Source organism: Marinovum sp. E3, from assembly GCF_055755275.1.
On sequence record NZ_CM146908.1, the window covers coordinates 79,344 to 98,562 of the forward strand.

Annotated in this window: 16 protein-coding genes and 1 tRNA gene; 8 read left to right on the plus strand and 9 right to left on the minus strand. The window is 64.3% G+C overall.

The window, feature by feature from the left end; all coding sequences use genetic code 11:
* Positions 1-3: 3 nt before the first annotated feature.
* The 3 genes from AC0J5K_RS00360 to AC0J5K_RS00370 form a co-directional block, all read right to left on the minus strand.
* The gene (locus AC0J5K_RS00360; protein ID WP_274562133.1) at positions 4-1,320 is read right to left on the minus strand and encodes an HlyD family type I secretion periplasmic adaptor subunit; all 1,317 of its coding nucleotides are present in this window, start codon (positions 1,318-1,320) and stop codon (positions 4-6) included.
* 4 nt (positions 1,321-1,324) lie between these two features.
* A complete protein-coding gene (locus AC0J5K_RS00365; protein WP_274562134.1) occupies positions 1,325-3,121 on the minus strand; it encodes a type I secretion system permease/ATPase in 1,797 nt (598 codons plus the stop codon).
* A gap of 101 nt (positions 3,122-3,222) precedes the next feature.
* A complete protein-coding gene (locus tag AC0J5K_RS00370) occupies positions 3,223-3,882 on the minus strand; it encodes a TIGR02466 family protein (RefSeq protein ID WP_048528992.1) in 660 nt (219 codons plus the stop codon).
* Positions 3,883-4,102: 220 nt separating this feature from the next.
* Here AC0J5K_RS00370 and AC0J5K_RS00375 point away from each other — a divergent pair, with 220 nt between their 5' ends.
* Entirely contained in the window at positions 4,103-4,831 is a 729-nt protein-coding gene (locus AC0J5K_RS00375) for a hypothetical protein (protein ID WP_274562137.1), read from the plus strand.
* A 5-nt stretch (positions 4,832-4,836) separates the two neighbouring features.
* Here the strand turns inward: AC0J5K_RS00375 and AC0J5K_RS00380 are convergent, their stop codons facing one another.
* Complete coding sequence (locus AC0J5K_RS00380; protein WP_274562139.1) at positions 4,837-5,085, minus strand: hypothetical protein; 249 nt, start codon at positions 5,083-5,085, stop codon at positions 4,837-4,839.
* A gap of 142 nt (positions 5,086-5,227) precedes the next feature.
* On the opposite strand from AC0J5K_RS00380, the gene AC0J5K_RS00385 reads away from it, so the two are divergent.
* The 4 genes from AC0J5K_RS00385 to AC0J5K_RS00400 all read left to right on the plus strand — a co-directional run bounded on the left by AC0J5K_RS00385 (position 5,228) and on the right by AC0J5K_RS00400 (position 10,653).
* Positions 5,228-8,209, plus strand: a complete 2,982-nt coding sequence (locus AC0J5K_RS00385; RefSeq protein ID WP_274562140.1) for a putative sodium/potassium/calcium exchanger — start codon at positions 5,228-5,230, stop codon at positions 8,207-8,209.
* A 114-nt stretch (positions 8,210-8,323) separates the two neighbouring features.
* The gene (locus AC0J5K_RS00390; RefSeq protein ID WP_420398612.1) at positions 8,324-8,617 is read left to right on the plus strand and encodes a hypothetical protein; all 294 of its coding nucleotides are present in this window, start codon (positions 8,324-8,326) and stop codon (positions 8,615-8,617) included.
* Positions 8,618-8,653: 36 nt separating this feature from the next.
* On the plus strand, positions 8,654-9,847 hold the full coding sequence (locus AC0J5K_RS00395) for a CaiB/BaiF CoA transferase family protein (protein WP_274562142.1): 1,194 nt from the start codon (positions 8,654-8,656) through the stop codon (positions 9,845-9,847).
* The gene (locus AC0J5K_RS00400) at positions 9,844-10,653 is read left to right on the plus strand and encodes a citryl-CoA lyase (protein ID WP_048529002.1); all 810 of its coding nucleotides are present in this window, start codon (positions 9,844-9,846) and stop codon (positions 10,651-10,653) included. The genes AC0J5K_RS00395 and AC0J5K_RS00400 overlap by 4 nt, the downstream gene beginning before the upstream one ends.
* Before the next feature lie 273 nt (positions 10,654-10,926).
* Here the strand turns inward: AC0J5K_RS00400 and AC0J5K_RS00405 are convergent.
* A tRNA-Arg gene (locus tag AC0J5K_RS00405) sits at positions 10,927-11,003 on the minus strand.
* A 237-nt stretch (positions 11,004-11,240) separates the two neighbouring features.
* Between AC0J5K_RS00405 and AC0J5K_RS00410 the strand changes: the two genes are divergently transcribed.
* From AC0J5K_RS00410 to AC0J5K_RS00420, 3 genes are all read left to right on the plus strand, one after another.
* Positions 11,241-12,263 carry a LacI family DNA-binding transcriptional regulator gene (locus AC0J5K_RS00410; protein WP_048529004.1) on the plus strand — a complete coding sequence of 341 codons (1,023 nt, stop codon included), beginning with the start codon at positions 11,241-11,243 and terminating at the stop codon, positions 12,261-12,263.
* 121 nt (positions 12,264-12,384) lie between these two features.
* Positions 12,385-13,587 (plus strand): winged helix-turn-helix domain-containing protein, encoded by a 1,203-nt coding sequence (locus AC0J5K_RS00415; RefSeq protein WP_274562150.1) that lies wholly within the window; start codon positions 12,385-12,387, stop codon positions 13,585-13,587.
* A gap of 585 nt (positions 13,588-14,172) precedes the next feature.
* Positions 14,173-14,379: a hypothetical protein gene (locus AC0J5K_RS00420; protein ID WP_048529008.1), complete on the plus strand. Its 207-nt coding sequence runs from the start codon at positions 14,173-14,175 to the stop codon at positions 14,377-14,379.
* 8 nt (positions 14,380-14,387) lie between these two features.
* Here AC0J5K_RS00420 and AC0J5K_RS00425 read toward each other — a convergent pair whose 3' ends face one another.
* The 4 genes from AC0J5K_RS00425 to leuS form a co-directional block, all read right to left on the minus strand.
* The gene (locus AC0J5K_RS00425) at positions 14,388-14,987 is read right to left on the minus strand and encodes a glutathione S-transferase family protein (RefSeq protein WP_274562153.1); all 600 of its coding nucleotides are present in this window, start codon (positions 14,985-14,987) and stop codon (positions 14,388-14,390) included.
* Between the two features lie 98 nt (positions 14,988-15,085).
* On the minus strand, positions 15,086-16,111 hold the full coding sequence (holA, locus tag AC0J5K_RS00430; RefSeq protein ID WP_274562154.1) for a DNA polymerase III subunit delta: 1,026 nt from the start codon (positions 16,109-16,111) through the stop codon (positions 15,086-15,088).
* 3 nt (positions 16,112-16,114) lie between these two features.
* Complete coding sequence (gene lptE / locus AC0J5K_RS00435) at positions 16,115-16,609, minus strand: LPS assembly lipoprotein LptE (RefSeq protein WP_274562156.1); 495 nt, start codon at positions 16,607-16,609, stop codon at positions 16,115-16,117.
* Positions 16,596-19,166 (minus strand): leucine--tRNA ligase, encoded by a 2,571-nt coding sequence (leuS, locus tag AC0J5K_RS00440; RefSeq protein ID WP_274562158.1) that lies wholly within the window; start codon positions 19,164-19,166, stop codon positions 16,596-16,598. Before leuS ends, lptE begins: the two co-directional genes overlap by 14 nt.
* Between the last annotated feature and the right edge of the window lie 53 nt (positions 19,167-19,219).

Below are 19,219 nucleotides of genomic sequence, written 5' to 3' on the forward strand. Positions count from 1 at the left end.
TGTTCAGGTGTCGCGGAAGGCGCGATCGAAATAATGTTTGATCGGCCGGAGCACGTATTGAATGGCGATCTGGCTTTCGGTGGTCATGAACGCTTCCACCGGCATGCCGGGCACCAGATCGCGATCGCCGAGCTTGGCCATCTCATCCTCGCGCAGCTGCACCTTGACCTCGTAGTAGAAGGCCTTGCTCACCGGATCCGAGATCACATCGGCCGAGATCCGCGCCACTTCGCCGAGGATGATCGGGATTTCCCGCTCGCTGAACGCCTTGAACTTGATCGACGCCTGCTGCCCGACGCGCACCTCGTCGATGTCGGTGGCGTCGACCCTTATGCCGACCTGCACCGGTTCGCTGCTGGGCACGATCATCATCAGCGGCTTGGCCGCCACCACGACCGACCGGGTGCCGAACAGGGCTGACTGGTGGATGGTGCCGTCCACCGGCGCGCGGATCTCCAGCTTGCTCAACGTGTCGGTGAGCTGAAGCCGCTTTTCCAGGTAGCGCGTGCGCAGCGGCCGCAGCTTGCTCAGCGCCTCTTCGGCCTTTTCCTGTGCTTCCGGCACCACCGCCAACCGCTTGAGGTCGAGCTCGGAGATCTTGCCGCGCAGCTCCGCGATCTTGGCTTCGAGCCTGCCGATCTCGCCGCGCATGGCGACATCTTCCTTCTTGAGCTTGTAGACCTCCGAGGCCTTGATCAACTGGCGTTCGGCCAGGGTGTCGGCATTGGCGATCTCTTCCGCCAAGAGCGACAGCTCTTCGCGAGTGGCGGCCAACTGCGAGGACACCCCGGCAATCTCGGCGCGAATTTGCTGGGCCTGTTCTTCCAGCAGCCGCATGCCGGAGCTGACCGCCTCGAAATGGGCCGCCAGCTGTCGGCGCTGTCGCGCGACCAGCCGGCCGATATCCGCGTGCTCGGCCGCGGCTTCGGCCAGCAACGGGTGCAGGTCGAGCGCGTCGCGGTTGTCGAGCACCGCGTCGAGCCGGGCGATATTGGCCAGCGTCTCGAAGAGCTCGCCTTCGGTGACATTGAGATCGGAGCGCGGCTCGGTGCTGTCGAGCCGGACAAGCAGATCGCCGGCGCGCACCCGGTCGCCGTTGCGGGCAAAAATCTGATCGACGACGCCGCCCACCGGATGCTGTACGGCGGTCATGGTGGTCGAAACCTCGAGCACGCCTTTGCCGATCACCGCCCCCGATATCCGCGCCTGCGTCGACCAATAGCCCAGCCCCGCCAGCCCGAGGATCATTGTCAGCACCACGATGGTGAACGGGCGTCCGGTGGTCCAGGTCCTGCGGCGTCGGTCGGGGCTCTCGGTCATCGGCTCACCGTCTCGCGACCTTGGGGCGGGGCTCTTCGCTCACGGCGCCATCGTTGCGCACCACCGCGACCCGCGGCCGTTGCTGGCCCGCGGCGGCGGGCGCGTCTTCGGCCACCTTGCGGTTCTGGTTGGAGGACGAAGCGCTTTTCTGTTCGGTGAGCTTGCCATCCTTGAGCAGGAAGTGCCGGTCGGTATACCCCAGCCCCTGAGGGTCGCGCGCGGTCATCAGGATCAGCGTCCCCTCGTCCTTGAGCGCGGTAAGCGTCTGTTTCAGTTTTTTGGGAATGCGCACCAGCATATCGGAATCGAGCTGATCGATGATCAGGATTTCCGGGCTGTGATAGAGCGCGCGGGCGAGGCTGAGCTGATAGCGCTCAAAGGCCGAAAGACAGGTGCCGCGGGCATCGATCACGGTCTTGAAGCCATCGGGCAGCGAGCAGATCGCGGCGTGCATCCGCGCCCGACGCGCCGCCTCGCCGACCTTTTCCGGGTCGGGGCTGGCCTCGAAACCCGAGATGTTCTCTTCGATCGTGCCGGCCACAAAACCGGGCGACTCCGGCGCATAGCCGAAAACCCGCTGCGCCTCGGCGTCGGTGAGCCGTGACGTGTGCCGGCCATTGATCAGCACGGCGCCGGCGCTTTGCTGCCACATCCCGAGGATGGTCTCGAGCAGAACGGTCTTGCCCTGGCTCGACAGCCCGTTGATTTCGATCACTTCGCCCGCATTTGCGGTGAGCGAGATCGAGCGCAGGATCAGGTTGCCGGTGAGCGGCGAGCGGACCGAGAGGTTTTGCAGCACAAGCCGGTAGGGTGCGCCGGGCTGTTCGGCGTAATCGTCCTCGAGCTCTTCGGCGCGGTTGGCCAGGATGCGGGTCAGACGCTGCCAGTGCTGGCGGGCCTCGAACATCCGCGGGATCTGGACAAAGAACCGGTCGACCGGTCCGAGAATGCGGGTCACCAGGAAGGTGGCCGCCACCATCGCGCCCACGGTCAGTTCGCCCTGAAGGGTCAGCAGGGCACCCGTGGCCAGCACCGAGTAGCGCACCACCATGGTGGTGATGCGCGACATGGTTTCGAACCAGCTTGTCCAGTCGCGCAGCGCGATGGAATCGTCACGCGCCTGATTGCGCGCCTGTTGCCAGCGCGGATTGAACCCCACGCCCATATCCTGTGACCGCACGGTATCGCGCGAGGCGATGAGCACGTTCTTGAGCTGGTTGACCGCCCCGGAGGCGGCCCGCGACCGTTCCTGGCGGCCGCCCATGAAGATCGCCTGGAGCGCCGCCAGCAGCGCAATCACGCCGACCCCGGCCACACAGGCCCAGCCCAGCAGCGGGTGCAACACAAAGACCACGGCGACAAACATCGGCGCCCAGATGAAGTCGAAGATCGCGATCAGCGAGCCGGAGTGGAAAAAGCCACGCAGCCCGTCGACCTCGTCAAGCCCGACGGCGGGCTTGGGTTTGTTGTGCTGAAAGACATGGTTGCGGCCGGAATGGCGCAGCAGCGTCTGCTCCATCTTTTCTTGGAACTGCGCGCCAAACCGCGCCAGCAGGCGCTTGCGGGCGTAATCCAGCACGCCGAGCACCAGCAGCAGGCCCATGACCAGCGCCACCAGCGCCACCAGGGTTTCGACCGAACGCGAGGTGAGCACCCGGTCATAGATCAGGATCATGAACATCGGCCCGGCCAGGCGCAGGACATTGACCAGAAAACTGAGAAGAAAGGCCGAGGTCAGGATGAACCCGCCCTTGCGGACGGCGGCCCGCGCCGACCCTCGGAGTGCCTTGGCTGAATTCACGTTACTCTGTCCTTCCGTGGTTTCGAGAACCGGAACGGACCGCGTCAGACGACCCATGGCGGACAGCGCCGGCGGCGCTGCCCCGGTGTAGCCGGAAAGAGCTACTTCTTCTTGTTCGGCTTCTTCACCTGATTGAGGTTGAAGCTGATAATGATGCGGTTGGCGTCGTTGCCTTCTTCCTTGGATTCATTCGTGTCGACCGAGTGATACAGCCAGCTCGGAAAAATGAGCATGCGGCCCGGCACCGGCGTGAAGCGGACCTTGGTCCAGCATTCCTTGGGCCGTTTCTTGTTCGGCTGAAACTTTGCCTGGTTCATCAAATGCATGGTTCTGGGTTCAATGAACTCGATATTACCACATTTTTCCGGCGCCTGGATATAGTAGACTCCGCTCCACAGGCAACCGGGGTGGACATGCGCCTTGTTCACGCAGCCCGGCGGGTTGATGATCGACCACATGGTGCCGATCCTCATTTCGTGGGTGTCGGCATAGCCGAGGTTCTCCGACATCCGGGCGGTTGCCTGATTGATGCGCGAGACCATCTCGGCATAGTCGTCGGCTTTGTGCAGATCGTTGTGGCTGTGCCAGCCGCCCAGTGCGGGAATGTTCGAGCGGCTGATGCCTTTCTGGTCGCGGATACGTTCGTTGTAAATCTTTTCGATCAGGCTTTCGTTCAGCTTTTCGGGATTTTTCAAATCGATTTGAAATACCATAGTCGGAAAGTACATGCGTCGAGTGAAATTGAAGTCTTCGTTGGCCATTCCATCTCTCACTTGTTTTAAAATACATGGTCTTGCTAGGATGGCGGCCGCCGCCGCCACCTGCGATCATACCAGCGAAGCGCCTTATTCCAATTGGTTATTTTCACGTGTCCAGCCTGCAACTTATGATGGAGCATCGCTCTGGCGACCGGAGTTGCCCGAAGCGGTTGCCGGGTGACGCTACGGCATCTCACTCTCCTTTGGCGTGTGTGGTCGCGTGATGCGCGCCGCGTCCCCACCCTGCATGCGGGACTGGCTGGCGCTGCACGGCATGACAGCGCAGGGCTGCGCCCGGCTGCTGGCCACCGAACCGCCCCTCCCGGAGCCGGTCGCGCACAGCGATACGGCAGCGGAATGGCCGGACGGCCCGGCGCTCTGGGCACTGGTCGCCCGCGCCCTGACGCACCGCCTGCCAGAGCTCACCCCGGAGATCGAACAAACAGCCGGCGCCACCGTGCTGAACTTTGCCCCTGACCGCGCCCGGCACCCGAAGCCATTTGCGCTCTATATTACTGAAAAATCGTTGGTTTACGTGTCCTGCCCGCTCTCGCGTTCGGCTGCGGACCTCGCCATCGCAGCGCATGAATTCGGCCATGCCCTCCAGTTGCATTGCATCGCCGGAGCCGCACTGGCGCCGGTGCTGCGCGAAACCTGTGCCTTTCTGGCCGAAGAAATGGTGCCGCCGGGGCTGGCCGATCTCTCGGTCGGCCACGCTGGCGCCGCTGCCGATGCGCTGGCCGGCCACCGGGCGCGCAACCTCGGCGCGATGCGTCAGCGATTGCAAGCCTGTCTTGCGCGCCCCGGGGCGGCGTATGACTACAGTTGGAACTATCCGCCCGCCCGAATCCTCGCGTTGCTCCTTCTGCAAGAGGGGACGGGCGCGGTGCGACGGGCGGTTTTCCATGGCGAAAAGAGCCTGGCTGATCTGCGGCGCGATCTGCACGCATAAGGCGATCACCCCGGGTGATCGAGGCACGTTCGCCCCTGCTGCGACAGCGCCTGGAAGACGGTCAGGGCGGGGGCTGCGCGGCCTCGCCGGAAACCCCAGTTCCTTAAATTTCCGTTGACAGAATGCCGATTCGTGCCGAACATCTTGAGTAAATCTGCATTTCCTTGGGCCGTGGCGTCATTGAGCATCACTTTGGCCCGCATTTGGTTTTTTTGTACTGCATTGATTAATATACCCAAATGCACATCGGTCATGCGCTTTTGATATACCTGCATTTCTGGATTTTTCAGGCTCGCTGAGCCGCTCCCACCAGAACTCCCGATTCAGAGCTGCCTGCCTGGCAGGCGCATTTCTTTCATTCTCGCAAGAGACCATTCCGACCAACGGAGACCTCCCATGACCGCCATCATCGCCACCCCCGCCGCCCTGACCACCGACCTCACCGAAGAGCTGGCCGCGCTGATCGACGCCGCGCTCGAGATCCGTGACCTCACCGCGCCCCTGAGCTTTGTTGATTTCTTCGATGGCGATGAAGGCGATGAGGAGAACGAAGGCAACGAGGGCGACGAAGACGACGAGGACAACGAAGGCGACGAGTTCGACGAGGGCGACGAGAACGACGAGGGCGACGAGGGCGACGAGGGCAACGAAGGCGACGAACAGGACGAGCCCGACGGCGGCAATGAAGGCGACGAAGGCAACGAGGGCAACGAAGGCAACGAAGGCAACGAGGACAACGAAGGCAACGAAGCTGACGAAGGCAACGAGGGCGACGAAGGCGACGAAGGCGACGAAGACGACGAATTCAACGAGGCCGACGAAGGCAACGAAGGCGACGAGGGCGACGAAGGCAACGAAGGCGACGAGGGCAACGAGGACAACGAAGGCAACGAAGGCTTTGAGGGCGACGAGGGCAACGAAGGCGACGAAGGCAACGAAGGCAACGAGGGCGACGAAGACAACGAGGGCAATGAGAGCGGCGGCTCGGGCGACGACGGCAACGAGGGCGACGAGGACAACGAGGGCAACGAGTCCGACGAAGGCAACGAAGGCGACGAGGGCGACGAGGGCAACGAAGGCAACGAAGGCAACGAAGACGACGAAGGCAACGAAGGCGACGAAGCCAACGAGGGCAACGAAGGCGACGAAGGCAACGAAGGCAACGAAGGCGACGAAGGCAACGAGGACAACGAAGGCAACGAAGGCGACGAGGGCGACGAAGCCGAAGGCGACGAAGGCGACGAAGGCGACGAGCAGGACGAAAACGACGAAGACGACGAAAACGACGAAGGCGACGAAGGCGACGAGGCCGACGAAGACGACGAGGGCAATGAAGACAACGAAGGCAACGAGGGCGACGAAACCGGCAACGAAGGTGACGAAGGCAACGAGGCCGACGAAGGCGACGAGGGTGACGAAGACAACGAAGGCAACGAAGGCAACGAAGGCAACGAAGGCAACGAAGGCGACGAAGGCGACGAGCCCGGCGTAGACCCGCAGGATGAGGGTGACGAAGAAAACGAGGGCGACGAAGGCGACGAAGACGACGAGGGCGACGAGGGCGACGGCACCGATACGTTCGACGACGAAGGCGACGAGGGCAACGAAGACGACGAAGACGACGAGGCTGACGAAGCCAACGAGGGCAATGAGCACGGCACCAACCCTGACGACGATGATAACGAAGGCAACGAAGGCGACGAAGGCAACGAAAACGTGCCCGGTCAGGAAGACAACGAAGGCGACGAAGGCGACGAGAGCAACGAAGACAACGAAGACGACGAAGGCAACGAAGACGACGAGGCCGACGAAAACGACGAGGGCGACGAAGGCGACGAGAACGACGAAGGCGACGAAGCCAACGAGGACGACGAAAACGACGAAAACGACGAAGGCGACGAAAACGACGAGTTCAACGAAGGCAACGAAGACAACGAAAACGACGAGAACGACGAAAACGACGAAGGCGACGAAGGCAACGAAGGCGACGAAGACGACGAAAACAACGAAGGCAACGAAGCCCTGCCGGATACCGGGAACGAAAACGACGAGAATGACGAAGGTGACGAGGGCAACGAAGGCGACGAACTCGACGAGCACGACGAAGACGACGAGGGCGACGAGAACGATGAAGACGACGAAAACGACGAAGGTGACGAAGGCCAGGAGGGCGACGAAGGCGACGAAGGCGACGAAGACAATGAATTTGACGAAAACGACGAGAATGACGAAGGCGATGAGGCCAACGAGGGCGACGAATACGACGAGGGCGACGAAGGCGATGAGGCCAACGAGGGTGACGAGGGCGACGAAGGCGATGAGCCTGTGGCCGGCACTGGTGACGAGGGTGACGAGGGCAATGAAGGTGACGAAATTGATCCGGACATAGATAACTCCGGTGACGAAGCCGACGAAGGCGACGAAGGCGACGAAGCCGACGAAGGCGACGAAGCCGACGAGCACGACGAAAACGACGAGGGTGATGAAGAGGACGAAGGCGACGAAGGCAACGAGGACGACGAAAGCGACGAAGACGACGAGGGCGATGAAGACAACGAAGGTGACGAAGCCGACGAGGACGACGAAGGGGACGAGCACGACGAAGAAAATGAAGGCGACGAAGCCGACGAGAATAACGAAGGCGACGAAGGCAATGAAGGCGACGAATCCGACGAGAACGATGAAGCGGACGAAGGTGACGAAAACAATGAAGGAGATGAAAACGACGAAAGCGATGAAGGCGACGAAGGCGGCATAAACAACGAAGGAGACGAAGGCGACGAAGACAACGAGAACGACGAGAACGACGAGAACGACGAAGACGACGAAGCTAACGAAGACGACGAAGGCGACGAATTCGACGAGGGCGACGAGGAGAACGAGGGCGACGAAAACGACGAAGAGGATGAAAACAACGAAGGCGACGAAGGCAACGAAGACTTCGAAGGCGACGAGGGAGACGAAGGCCAGGAAGGCAACGAAGGCGACGAAGACGACGAAGACAACGAAGGCGACGAAGACGACGAGAATAACGAAGGCGACGAAGGCAACGAAGGAGACGAAGGCGACGAAGGCGACGAAGCTGACGAGGCCGACGAAGAGAACGAAGGCGACGAAGGCGACGAGAACGACGAACTCAACGAAGAAGACTCCGACGACGAAGGTGACGAAGCCAACGAGGGCAATGAGAACGACGAAGGAGATGAAGGCGACGAAGGCAACGAAGCGGACAGCCAGGCCGATAACAATGAAGGCGATGAAGGCGACGAGAACAACGAAGGCAATGAAGGCGACGAGAACGACGAAGACGACGAGGGCAACGAACACGACGAAGACGACGAGGGTGACGAAGGCGACGAGGGTAACGAACCCGTCTAATCCCTCGCACCACCTGCCTGCGGAGTCCTTCCCGCAGGCAGCGGTTCTGCCAAGACACCAAGGCGGCGCTCCCAGCGCCGCCTTCTTGTTTGGAGCGCTCGCCGGGCTGCGCCCGTGCCCTATATCGGCCAGAACACCGCCAACGAGCTGCTGATCCTGGTTGGCTGCGCTCTCTGCGCGACCTTCCTGCGGTTTGCAGATCTCCCGCTGGCGCGCCTGCTGATCGGCTTCATCCTCGGTCCGCCGTCGAAGAACAACTTTTCCCGCGCCATGCAGTTTTGTGACGGGGTGAGTTTCATCTGCGACTGTCCGATGACACTTGGCCTGCCGGTGCGGGCGCTGATACTGGTGGTCCTGCCCAGTTGCCGCGCGCGGAACCGGGCGGCAGGTGCGGCCAAAGGCGACTGAGGCCCGACGCCAGCGACATCGAGCCAGGGAGAGGCCATGAGCAAACCGCTAGAGGGCATTCGCGTGCTCGATTTGACCAATGTGCTGGCCGGCCCGTTCTGTTGCCACCACCTGGCGCATATGGGTGCCGAGGTGATCAAGGTCGAGGCCAGGGGCCGCGGCGACCTTGCGCGGCAGCTGGGGGCCGACCCGGAGCTGAATGCCAGCGGCATGGGGGTGTCCTTTCTGGCCCAGAACGCCGGCAAGAAATCGGTGACCGTCAATCTCAAGCACCCGGAGGGAAAGGCGCTGTTCCTGCGCCTCGTGGCGACCGCCGATGTGGTGGTCGAGAACTTTCGCCCCGGCGTGATGACCCGTCTGGGCGTCGGATATGACGCGCTGAAAGCGGTGAACCCGCACCTGATCTATTGTGCGATCTCGGGCTTCGGGCAGGATGGTCCCTGGGTGCATCGCCCGGCCTATGACCAGATCGTGCAGGGCGCCTCGGGGGTCATGTCGATCACCGGCGACAGCGAAAGCGCGCCGCTGCGCGTCGGCTATCCGGTGGCCGATACCGTCGGCGGCATCACCGCCGCCTTTGCCATTTCCGCCGCGCTCAATGCCACGCCCCGGGGCAGCATGATCGACGTCTCGATGCTGGAATCGGTGCTGGCAACGATGGGCTGGGTGGTCTCCAACTACCTGATCGCCGGGGTGGAGCCTCTGGCCCATGGCAACGAGAACCCCACCTCTGCCCCTTCCGGGGCCTTCGAAGCCGGCGAAGGCCTGATCAACATCGCCGCCAACAAGGACGAGCAATGGCAGTTGCTGGCCGGGCATCTGGGGTTGTCGCATCTTTGCGCGCGGCCCGAATATGCCAGCCGGGAGGCGCGCAAGGCCAACCGCCGGGCGCTGAAGGCCGAGCTGGAAACCGTGCTGAAAACCCGGCCGGCCCGCGACTGGGCCAAGGAATTGAACCGGATCGGCGTGCCGGCGGGTGCGGTGCTGACCGTGCCGGAAATCCTGGCCATGCCGCAGGTGGCCGACCGGGGGTTTCTGCACAGCTATGCGGATGTGCCCGGCGTGGGGCGCGATATCCAGGTGGCCACGACCGGCATCAAGCTTGACGGCGCGGCGCCCGCGGTCGAGACCCCGCCGCCGGAACTGGGCCAGCACAACGCCGAGATCTGGCAGGAGCTTGGCCTTACCACCGAGGACATCGATACATTGCAAGAGGATGGCGCGATATGACCCGAGACAGCAATGACGTCTCTGACTGGTGGACGACCGAGATCATCGACATGGCGCCCGGCCAGATCCGGTTTCGCGGCCATCCGGTCGAGGAACTGATCGGCGCCGTGACCTTCCCGCAGATGATCTGGTTGCTGACGCGGGGCGACCTGCCCACCGAGGCGCAGGCGCGTCTGCTGGAATGCGCATTGGTCGCGGCGGTCGATCACGGGCCTCAGGCGCCTTCGATCGCGACCGCCCGCATGGCGGTGACCTGCGGGCTCGGACTCAACGGGGCCATGGCCTCGGCGGTGAACATGCTGGATGATGTCCATGGCGGGGCCGGCGAGCAGGCGGTGGAATTCTACGGCTGGATCGATGCGGCCGTTCAGGCGGGCCAGCCTCTGGATGCTGCGGTGCCGCAGATGGTCGACCGCTGGCAGGCCGAGCGCGGCAAATTTATCCCGGGCTTCGGCCACCGGTTTCACAAGCCCGAAGACCCGCGCGCGCCGCGCCTGTTGGGCTTGGTGGACGAGGCTGCCGCGGCCGGAACGGTCAGCGGGCGATACGCCGCCATCGGCCGCACCGTCCAGACGGTGCTCAACGATCGCAAAGGCAGCCCGGTGCCGATGAACATCGACGGCGCGACGGCGGTAATCTATGCAGAACTCGGCTTTGCCGGCCCACTGGCGCGCGGATTGTTCTGCCTGTCACGCTCGGTCGGGGTGATCGCCCATGCCTGGGAACAGATGAACCAGGGCGGGCGCAACAAGGGACCGACCCCGCCTGCCTATCGCTGGACCTATACCGGCCCCGATCCGATCTGAAGCCAGTGAGACCCTCGTTGACGTGATCGGGCTCGGGCGTGTTCCTGTTCACACCGAGGTTCAGGAGCTGATAGCTGAAGCCGCAAACAGTTGGGCGGATGCCGGTTGTTTCTGCATCGCAGAGCCGGAAAAAATCACTCTGCACCGAAAGGGAAATCGCAGTCATTTTCCGTGCACACGCAAGGACGGAAGGACCGTTTTCTGCCCCCCTCAGACAATCAGCGAAGGCACTGGATAAATCGTCTTTTTCCGGGGCATAAAGTCAGGTGATTTTGGCGACCCCGGCAGGATTCGAACCTGCAACCTGCCCCTTAGGAGGGGGCTGCTCTATCCAGTTGAGCCACGGGGCCGTACAGCGCCTGACATAACCGCTCCGGCAGCCGCTGTCAGCCCGGAAAGCCACCGTTTGGAAAAGACGCGGCGCGGTTGTGGCCGGCGGGTCGTTCTGCGGCCTGGCGCCAGCCTGGGCCGGCGGCGCCGCATCGCGAGGCGGCGGCCGCATACTTTGCTTGCCCCGGCGTGCGGGCGAACTTGAACACCCTTGGCGGAGCGCCTAGTCTGGCGTCAGATCAATCGGGAATATCCAAGTGACCTCAGAGCATAACCGCCCGCTGACGCTTCGCGACGTGTCCGAAGCCTCGGGGGTTTCCGAGATGACGGTGAGCCGGGTGCTGCGCAACCGCGGCGACGTCAGCGCCGCCACCCGCGAAAAGGTGCTCGCCACCGCCAAGCAGCTGGGCTACGTGCCCAACAAGATCGCCGGCGCGCTGGCCAGCCAGCGGGTCAACCTGGTGGCGGTGATCATCCCCTCGCTCAGCAATATGGTCTTTCCCGAGGTGCTGAGCGCGATCAGCGCGGTGCTGGAAGAGACCGACTTGCAGCCGGTGGTGGGCGTCACCGACTACATGCCGGAAAAGGAAGAGCGAGTGCTCTTCGAGATGCTGTCCTGGCGGCCCTCGGGGGTGATCATCGCCGGGCTGGAACGTTCGGATGCCTCGCGCGCCATGCTCAAGGCCTCGGGCATTCCGGTGATCGAGATCATGGACACCGACGGCATTCCGATCGACGCCGCAGTGGGCATTTCGCACCGCCGGGCCGGACGCCAGATCGCCAAGGCGATCCTCAAGCAGGGCTATGAGAACATCGGCTTCATGGGCACCAAGATGCCGCTGGATCATCGCGCAAGGAAGCGCTTCGAAGGCTTTACCGAGGAACTGGCGCGCAACGGCGTCGAGATCATGGATCAGGAGTTCTATTCCGGCGGCTCGGCCCTGGCCAAGGGGCGCGAGATGACCAAGGCCATGATGGAGCGCTCACCGGATCTCGATTTCCTTTATTATTCCAATGACATGATCGGCGCTGGCGGGCTGTTGTGGCTGATGGAGGCGGGCTATGACATTCCCGGCCGCATCGGGCTGGCCGGCTTCAACGGGGTCGAGCTGTTGCAGGGGTTGCCGCGCCAGCTGGCCACGATGGATGCCTGCCGCCGCGACATTGGCACGCGGGCGGCGCAGATCCTGGTCGAACGGCTTGATGGCGGCGGCACCGAAGAGCGGGTCTTCGAGATGACGCCGACGATCAGCTTCGGCGACACCCTGAAGCGCTATTGACCGGACGCGGCGCAGGCCGGGCAGGGGGGCTCTGCCCCCGCCCTCGCAGGATTCCCCCGCGGTATCTTCGAACAGAAGAAGCCCCGGGCAGGGCTGTCACCGGCCGGGACTGCGGGCCGCGATGCTGAAGCTCGACAACAGAACCGCCCGCCGGCTGTTTCTCGACCGGCACGGGCTGGCAGAGGCACCGGGCGGGCCGGGCCATGGCGCGGCGCTGGAAGCGGTGATTGGGCGGCTGGGTTTCGTGCAGCTCGATTCGATCAACACCGTCGCCCGCGCCCACGACCTGATCCTCTTTGCCCGGCGACCGCGCTACCGGCCGGAAAACCTGGGCCGGCTGGTCGAGGGCCGAGCGCTGTTCGAGCATTGGACGCATGATGCGGCGGTGATCCCGATGGCGTTTTACCCGGCCTGGGCGCTGAAGCGCCGGCGCGATGCCGCGCGGCTGGCGCAGCGTTACCGGGTCTGGCAGCGGCACGAGTTTCAGACCGAGTTCGACCGGGTGCTGGCGATGATCCGCGAGCGCGGACCGGTGTGCAGCAACGATCTCGGCCCCGACACGCCGCGCAAGGCCGGCGGCTGGTGGGATTGGCATCCGGCCAAGACCGCACTGGAATATCTCTGGCGCAGCGGCACGCTGGAGATCTGCCACCGGTCGGGGTTTCGCAAGTTCTACGACCTGTCGGAGCGGGTGGTGCCCGAAGCGCTGCGCGCGGCGGCATGGGACGAGGCGGAGACCGTGGCATGGCTGATGCGGGGGGCGCTGGCCCGGCTGGGCTTTGCCACCGCTGGCGAGCTGGCGGATTTCTGGGATATCGTGACCAGGGACGAGGCCCGGGCCTGGTGTGCCGCGGCCCTGGCGCGGGGCGAGATTGCCGAGGTGGCGATCGCCGGCGCGGACGGGGCCGAGCGGGTGCATTTCGCCGCGCCGGAGGTGCGGGCCGAGGCCGCGGCCGCGCCCGAACCCGGCGGCCGCTTGCGGGTGCTCAGCCCCTTCGACCCGGCGCTGCGCGACCGCAAGCGGGCCGAACGGCTGTTCGGCTTTCACTACCGGATCGAGGTCTTCGTGCCCGAGGCCAAGCGGCGCTATGGCTATTACGTCTTTCCTCTGCTCGAGGGCGACCTGCTGGTCGGGCGCATCGACATGAAGGCCGACCGCAAGGCCGGCGTGCTCAATGTCACCGCGCTCTGGCCGGAGCCGGGGGTGCGGTTCGGGGCCGGCCGCAGCGCCCGGCTCGAGGCAGAGCTGGCGCGGGTGGCACGCCTGGCCGGGGTCGCGCGGGTGGATTTCGCGGATGGTTGGCGGCGCGACAGCCAAGGGTGACCAGGCTGGCCGGTGTCATGCGCCTGTCACGCGGATCGGGTATCCGGGGCGTGTTATTGAGCCCATCCCCGGGACAAATTGTACTGGTCGTCATTTCGAGCATTTTCGGGTGGCCTATTCTGGCCCACCCCTTTCCCTGAGCCCTGTCAGCGCCTTGGTCCCGCAACGCTTTTTCGGCAACCGGTCCCCTGACATCAAAACAGCCCCGCGAAAGAGGCTGTTTTGATCCCGCCTGCGGGCCGGCATAAGGCGGCCGAAACCGGCGCCTGGGGAGGAGACAAGAGCCGGGACAGACGGGAAAGTTGATTTTACGTGGGTCTGCTATCCTCAAGTGTGCATGGGCGTGGCAGATCTGTCAAGAAAATCGCACCGGGCCACTGGCTTGGTGATTTATTTTCAAGCACTTGGCGCATTGGTGCCACAGAGGGGCCGCCCAAACCGGTTCAGGCTGCCATGTGGCGGGCGTCGGGCGCGCTATGCGCCGGTCGCAAGGCGGGGTTTCGGCGGTAACACTGGTCAAAATGCTGCACCTGCACAATATATCTTCCATGACAGCGTCACCCCGACGAGAAAAGGACAGATATCATGGCACAGCTCACGACCAATATCGCTGACACCCGGCCCGGCATCTTTGCGCGGATTCTGGATTTCCTGATCAGCATCAGCGAAAGCAACAGCCGCATGCGCCGCGTCAACTACCTCAACAGCCTGTCGGATGCAGAGCTCGAAGCCCGTGGCCTGCGCCGCGAGGACATCGTGCGTCACGTCTTTGCCGACGTCATGGCCTACTGAGCCGCGGGTCAGCCGACCGGTTTACTCAATGCACGGGCGCGTCCGAATGCCGGACGCGCCCGCATTCGTGAGAGATACGGGGCAAGTCGTTTGTCCGGGTCGGGGAACTTCGCCGAAATTGCCCAATTGCAGCAATGGGTCAGCACGATATCGGGCACGGTCATCCGCGCTCCCATCACAAACGGCCCGGCCACGCGGTCGGTCAGGCGGGCGAGATTGCGGGCATATTCGGCTTTCAGGCTTTCCTTGACGGCCGGCACGCGCTGATCTTCGGGCAGGACGAAACTGTGCCGGGCGGCGGTCCAGAGCAGGCTGTCCAATTCATCGAGCACGGCAAAGGTGACGGCATCCTGCCGGGCGCGCTCGAGGCTGCCGGCGGGGTAGGTGAGGGCGCCGTGTTTGTCGGCGAGATAGGTGAGGATGGCGGTGGAGTCGGTCAGCGCCGCATCACCGTCGAGCAGCACCGGGATTTTGCCCGAGACTGAATGCGCCGTGACCTCTTCGGCATGCGGGCTGGCGGGCCGATGTTCATAATCCGCGCCCAGTTCCTCGAGCATCCAGAGCACGCGAAAGGTGCGGCTGGCGACGCCGCCGATCACGGTATACATGGCTGGGTCTCCCTCTGATCGTGGCGAGATTAGGCCCAGGCCCGGCCGGGCCGCAACCGGTTTTCGCCCGGCCCGGGCAGGATGGGCCGCGCCAGGCTTCAGCGACTGGCGCCGAGCATGGCAAGGCGGATCAGCATACGCTCGACCAGCGCCATGGCCGGCGCGTTCTGGCCGGCCGAGCGCAGTTGCAGATCGGTGTCGGTGAGCAGGGAGATCGCCTGATCCAGCCGGTGCGCGCCCCAGGCGCTGGCCTGGCGGGTCATCCGGTCGCGGCGCGGGCCAAAGATCGGCGGACGCATGGCGGCGATGCCGCGGGCGGCGCCATCTGGATGGCTTGCGGCGGCATGCAGCGCGCGAAAGTGGCGCATCGCGGCGATCACCAGCCCCACAGGCTGGGTGCCCTGCGCCGCGAGCCGCGACAGCATCGGGCCGATTTCGCGGGTCTTGGCCTCGGCCACGATATTGAGCACATCGTCCAGCTCGGCCTCGGTCGAGGCCGGGGCGACGGCGGCCACATCCTCTGGTGTGACGGCGCTGCTGTCGCCGTGTTTGTAGAGCGCGAGCTTTTCCAGCGTCTGACGGAAATCGCCGGGATCGAGCGCGCGGGACAGCGTGGTGATATCTTCCATCGCGGCGCCTCCGACGGTCACGCCGGCGCGGTTCAGCTCGGCCTCGATCTCGGCGCGCGAAGGCGGATCATCATAGATCACGGCGGCATAGGCGTTGGGATGGGCCTCGAAGGCCTTGCGGATTTTGGAGGTCGCCTTGAGCTGGCCGGCGGTGACGACGATCTGGGCATCGCCCTCGGCCCAATCCTCGAGCGCGGCCAGGATCGCCGGCGCTGCCACGTCGGTGGCCTCTTCGACAAAGGCGACGCGCGGGCCGGGAAAGAAGCCGATCGCCTTGACCGCATCAATCAGCAGCGTCGGTTCCTTGCGCAGATCGCCGCCGGGAATGCGGCTCAGGCGCATCTCGGCCTCGCCCTCGGGGCCGATCAGTGCGGCGATCACCTCTTGCCGTTTCAGCGCCACGCGCATGCCGTCGGGGCCATAGATCAAAAGCCCGGTGCGGCGCGGATCGGGCTTGGCGAAATAGCCGGGGGCTTCGCGGGGCGAGAGTTTCATGGCTTAGAGATCAGGTGCGGCCAGCACCAGCTCCTGCACCACCCGATCGGCGAGGATCACCATCATCCGCTCTTCGGCGTCGCGCTTGGCCTGCAAGGTGGCAACGGTAGAGCCCGAGGCGGAATAGCCGGTGAAATGGCGCACGGTGTTGGTGTCGAGCACTTCGGTCCCGCCGGTGCGGCGCAGCGCATAGGTGACGCGGCCCAGCACCTGATAGCGGGTCAGCGCGCCATCGGAGGTGCTGGCCGAGCTCTCTTCGTTCAAACTGACGATCAGGTCGAGCTCATAGGGTGCCGACGCCCCGCCGGCGCCGAGACGTTCCTCGATCCGGCGGGTGACGAAATAGGCGTTCTGGCTGTCGGGTTCCTCGATGCGCAGGGCGTTCTGCAACCGGCTGGCGCCGCCGCCGGTGCCATAGGCCGGCGCGAAACCGCAGCCCGCCAGCGTCATCGCGGCCGCCGCGCCGAAAAGCAGGCTGCGTCGGTCAGACAACCACATTCACGATCCGCCCCGGCACCACGATCACCTTCTTCGGCGCGCTGCCTTCCAGCGCCTTGACCACAGCGTGATGGCCGAGCGCGAGTTTTTCAACCTCTTCCTTCGAAGCATCGGTGGCAACGCTGATTTCCGCCCGCCGCTTGCCGTTGATCTGGATCGGCAGGGTGACGGCGTTTTCCACCAGCATCGCCTCGTCGGCCTGCGGCCAAGCGGCCGCGATCACCAGCCCCTTGCCACCGAGCAGCGACCAGATCTCTTCGGACAGATGCGGCGTCATCGGCGCCATCAGCTGGGCCAGGGCGCGGGTCGCCGCGCGTTTCGCCTCGCCGCCGGCCTTGGATTTGGCAAGCGTGTTGGTAAAGGCGTAAAGCCGGGCGATGGCGGCGTTGAAACCAAAGCTCTCGATGCCCAGGGTCACATCGCGGATCGCCTTGTGCATCTCTTTCAGCAGCGCCTCGTCCCCGGCCTGCGGGCCATCCTCGGAGGCGGCGGCGTCGCTGGCGATGCGGTGGACGCGCGCAAGGTGGCGGGCGGCGGCCTCGGCGCCGGCGGCGGTCCATTCCACGTCGCGCTCCGGCGGGCTGTCCGACAGCACGAACCAGCGCGCGGTATCGGCGCCGAAGTTGGCAACGATCTCGGCCGGGTCGACCACGTTGTTCTTGGATTTCGACATCTTGGCCGAAGGCACCACCTCGACCGCTTCGCCGGTGGCGCGGACAACGACTGCGCCGTCACGCTCCTCCACATCCGCCGGGTAATGATATACCGGTCGGCCGTTGGCATCCCGGGTCTGATAAATCGCATGGGTCACCATGCCCTGGGTAAAGAGCGCGTTGAACGGCTCCTTGGCGCTTTCCGGCAGATGCCCGGTGATGTGCATGGCGCGGGCAAAGAAGCGCGAATAGAGCAGGTGCAGGATCGCATGCTCGATGCCGCCGATGTACTGATCGACGTTCATCCAGTATTGCGCCGCCGCCAGGTCGGTGGGCGTGTCGGCGTGCGGTGCGGTAAAACGGGCAAAATACCACGAGCTGTCGACGAAAGTATCCATCGTGTCGGTTTCGCGCTTGGCGGGCCGGCCACAGGCGGGGCAGGCGCAGTCGCGCCAGGTCGGGTGCCGGTCGAGCGGATTGCCCGGCGTGTCGAAGCTGACGTCATAAGGCAGCTCGACGGGCAGGTTTTCCTTTTTCTCCGGCACCACGCCGCAGGCCTCGCAATGCACCACCGGGATTGGGCAGCCCCAGTAGCGCTGGCGCGACAGGCCCCAGTCGCGCAGGCGGAACTTGGTCACGCCCTGGCCGACGCCGTTGTCCTCGCAAAAGGCGATGGCGGCGTCGATACCTGCTTCGCCGGTCTGTTCGGTCTCGCCGGCGAAGCCGCGCACATAGATCACCCGCTCCGACTTCGGCGGCACATAGGCTTCGCCGCCGTCTTCCGGCATGGTGCGGCCCTCGTCCTCGGCCGAGGCAAAGACCGAGGTCACCGGCAGCTCGTACTTGCGGGCGAACTCGAGATCGCGGGCGTCATGCGCCGGGCAGCCGAAGATCGCGCCGGTGCCGTAATCCATCAGGATGAAATTGGCGATATAGACCGGCAGATCCCAGGCGGTGTCGAACGGGTGGCGCACGGTCAGCCCGGTGTCAAAGCCCTTCTTCTCGGCCTTTTCCAACGCTTCCTCAGTGGTCGCGCCCTTGCGACATTCGGCGCAGAAAGCAGCGATTTCGGGGTTGTCCTTTTCCAGCGCCCTGGCCAGCGGATGGTCGGGCGAAATGCCCAGGAAGGACGCGCCGAGCAGGGTGTCGGGGCGGGTGGTATAGACCTCGACCCGGTCGAAGCCCTCGGGGCCTTCGGTGAGGCCAAAGGCAAACTGCAAGCCGCGCGAGCGGCCGATCCAGTTCTGCTGCATCAGCTTGACCTTGGCCGGCCAGTCATCCAGCCCGTCGATGGCGTCAAGCAGCTCTTCGGCCATGTCGGAGATGCGGAAGAACCACTGCGTCAGCTCGCGCCGCTCGACTTCGGCGCCCGAGCGCCAGCCCTTGCCGTCCTCGACCTGTTCGTTGGCCAGCACCGTCATGTCGACCGGATCCCAGTTGACCACGGCGTTCTTGCGATAAACCAGACCCTGATCGAGGAAATCCAGGAACAGCGCCTGCTGCTGGCCGTAGTACTCGGGGTCGCAGGTGGCAAACATCCGCGACCAGTCGAGCGAGAGGCCCAGCGGCTTCATCTGTTCGACCATGTCGTCGATGTTGGAATAGGTCCAGTCCTTGGGGTGGCCGCCGCTGGCCATGGCGGCATTTTCGGCCGGCATGCCGAAGGCGTCGAAGCCCATCGGGTGCAGCACGTTGTGGCCGGTGGAAATCTTGTAACGGGCGATCACGTCACCCATGGTGTAGTTGCGCACATGGCCCATGTGCAGCTTGCCCGAGGGGTAGGGGAACATCTCGAGCACGTAGTATTTCGGCTTGCCGCCCTCCATCGTGGCGGTGAAGGATTCGGCCTCGGTCCAGGCCTCCTGCCATTTCGCCTCGATCGAGGCGGCATCATAGCGCGACATATGCGGGTTCCCTTGGGCGTCTTGCGGTCATCCGGGTGATATTGCCTGATCGG

Bases quoted from the DNA above. Each gene is read 5' to 3' on its own strand.
- AC0J5K_RS00360 (WP_274562133.1), bottom strand. From the start codon at position 1,320: ATGACCGAGAGCCCCGACCGACGCCGCAGGACCTGGACCACCGGACGC.
- AC0J5K_RS00380 (WP_274562139.1), bottom strand. From the start codon at position 5,085: ATGACCGATGTGCATTTGGGTATATTAATCAATGCAGTACAAAAAAAC.
- holA (WP_274562154.1), bottom strand. From the start codon at position 16,111: ATGAAACTCTCGCCCCGCGAAGCCCCCGGCTATTTCGCCAAGCCCGAT.
- AC0J5K_RS00415 (WP_274562150.1), top strand. From the start codon at position 12,385: ATGCTGAAGCTCGACAACAGAACCGCCCGCCGGCTGTTTCTCGACCGG.
- AC0J5K_RS00425 (WP_274562153.1), bottom strand. From the start codon at position 14,987: ATGTATACCGTGATCGGCGGCGTCGCCAGCCGCACCTTTCGCGTGCTC.
- AC0J5K_RS00385 (WP_274562140.1), top strand. From the start codon at position 5,228: ATGACCGCCATCATCGCCACCCCCGCCGCCCTGACCACCGACCTCACC.
- AC0J5K_RS00400 (WP_048529002.1), top strand. From the start codon at position 9,844: ATGACCCGAGACAGCAATGACGTCTCTGACTGGTGGACGACCGAGATC.
- lptE (WP_274562156.1), bottom strand. From the start codon at position 16,609: ATGTGGTTGTCTGACCGACGCAGCCTGCTTTTCGGCGCGGCGGCCGCG.
- AC0J5K_RS00420 (WP_048529008.1), top strand. From the start codon at position 14,173: ATGGCACAGCTCACGACCAATATCGCTGACACCCGGCCCGGCATCTTT.
- AC0J5K_RS00395 (WP_274562142.1), top strand. From the start codon at position 8,654: ATGAGCAAACCGCTAGAGGGCATTCGCGTGCTCGATTTGACCAATGTG.
- AC0J5K_RS00370 (WP_048528992.1), bottom strand. From the start codon at position 3,882: ATGGCCAACGAAGACTTCAATTTCACTCGACGCATGTACTTTCCGACT.
- AC0J5K_RS00375 (WP_274562137.1), top strand. From the start codon at position 4,103: ATGCGCGCCGCGTCCCCACCCTGCATGCGGGACTGGCTGGCGCTGCAC.
- leuS (WP_274562158.1), bottom strand. From the start codon at position 19,166: ATGTCGCGCTATGATGCCGCCTCGATCGAGGCGAAATGGCAGGAGGCC.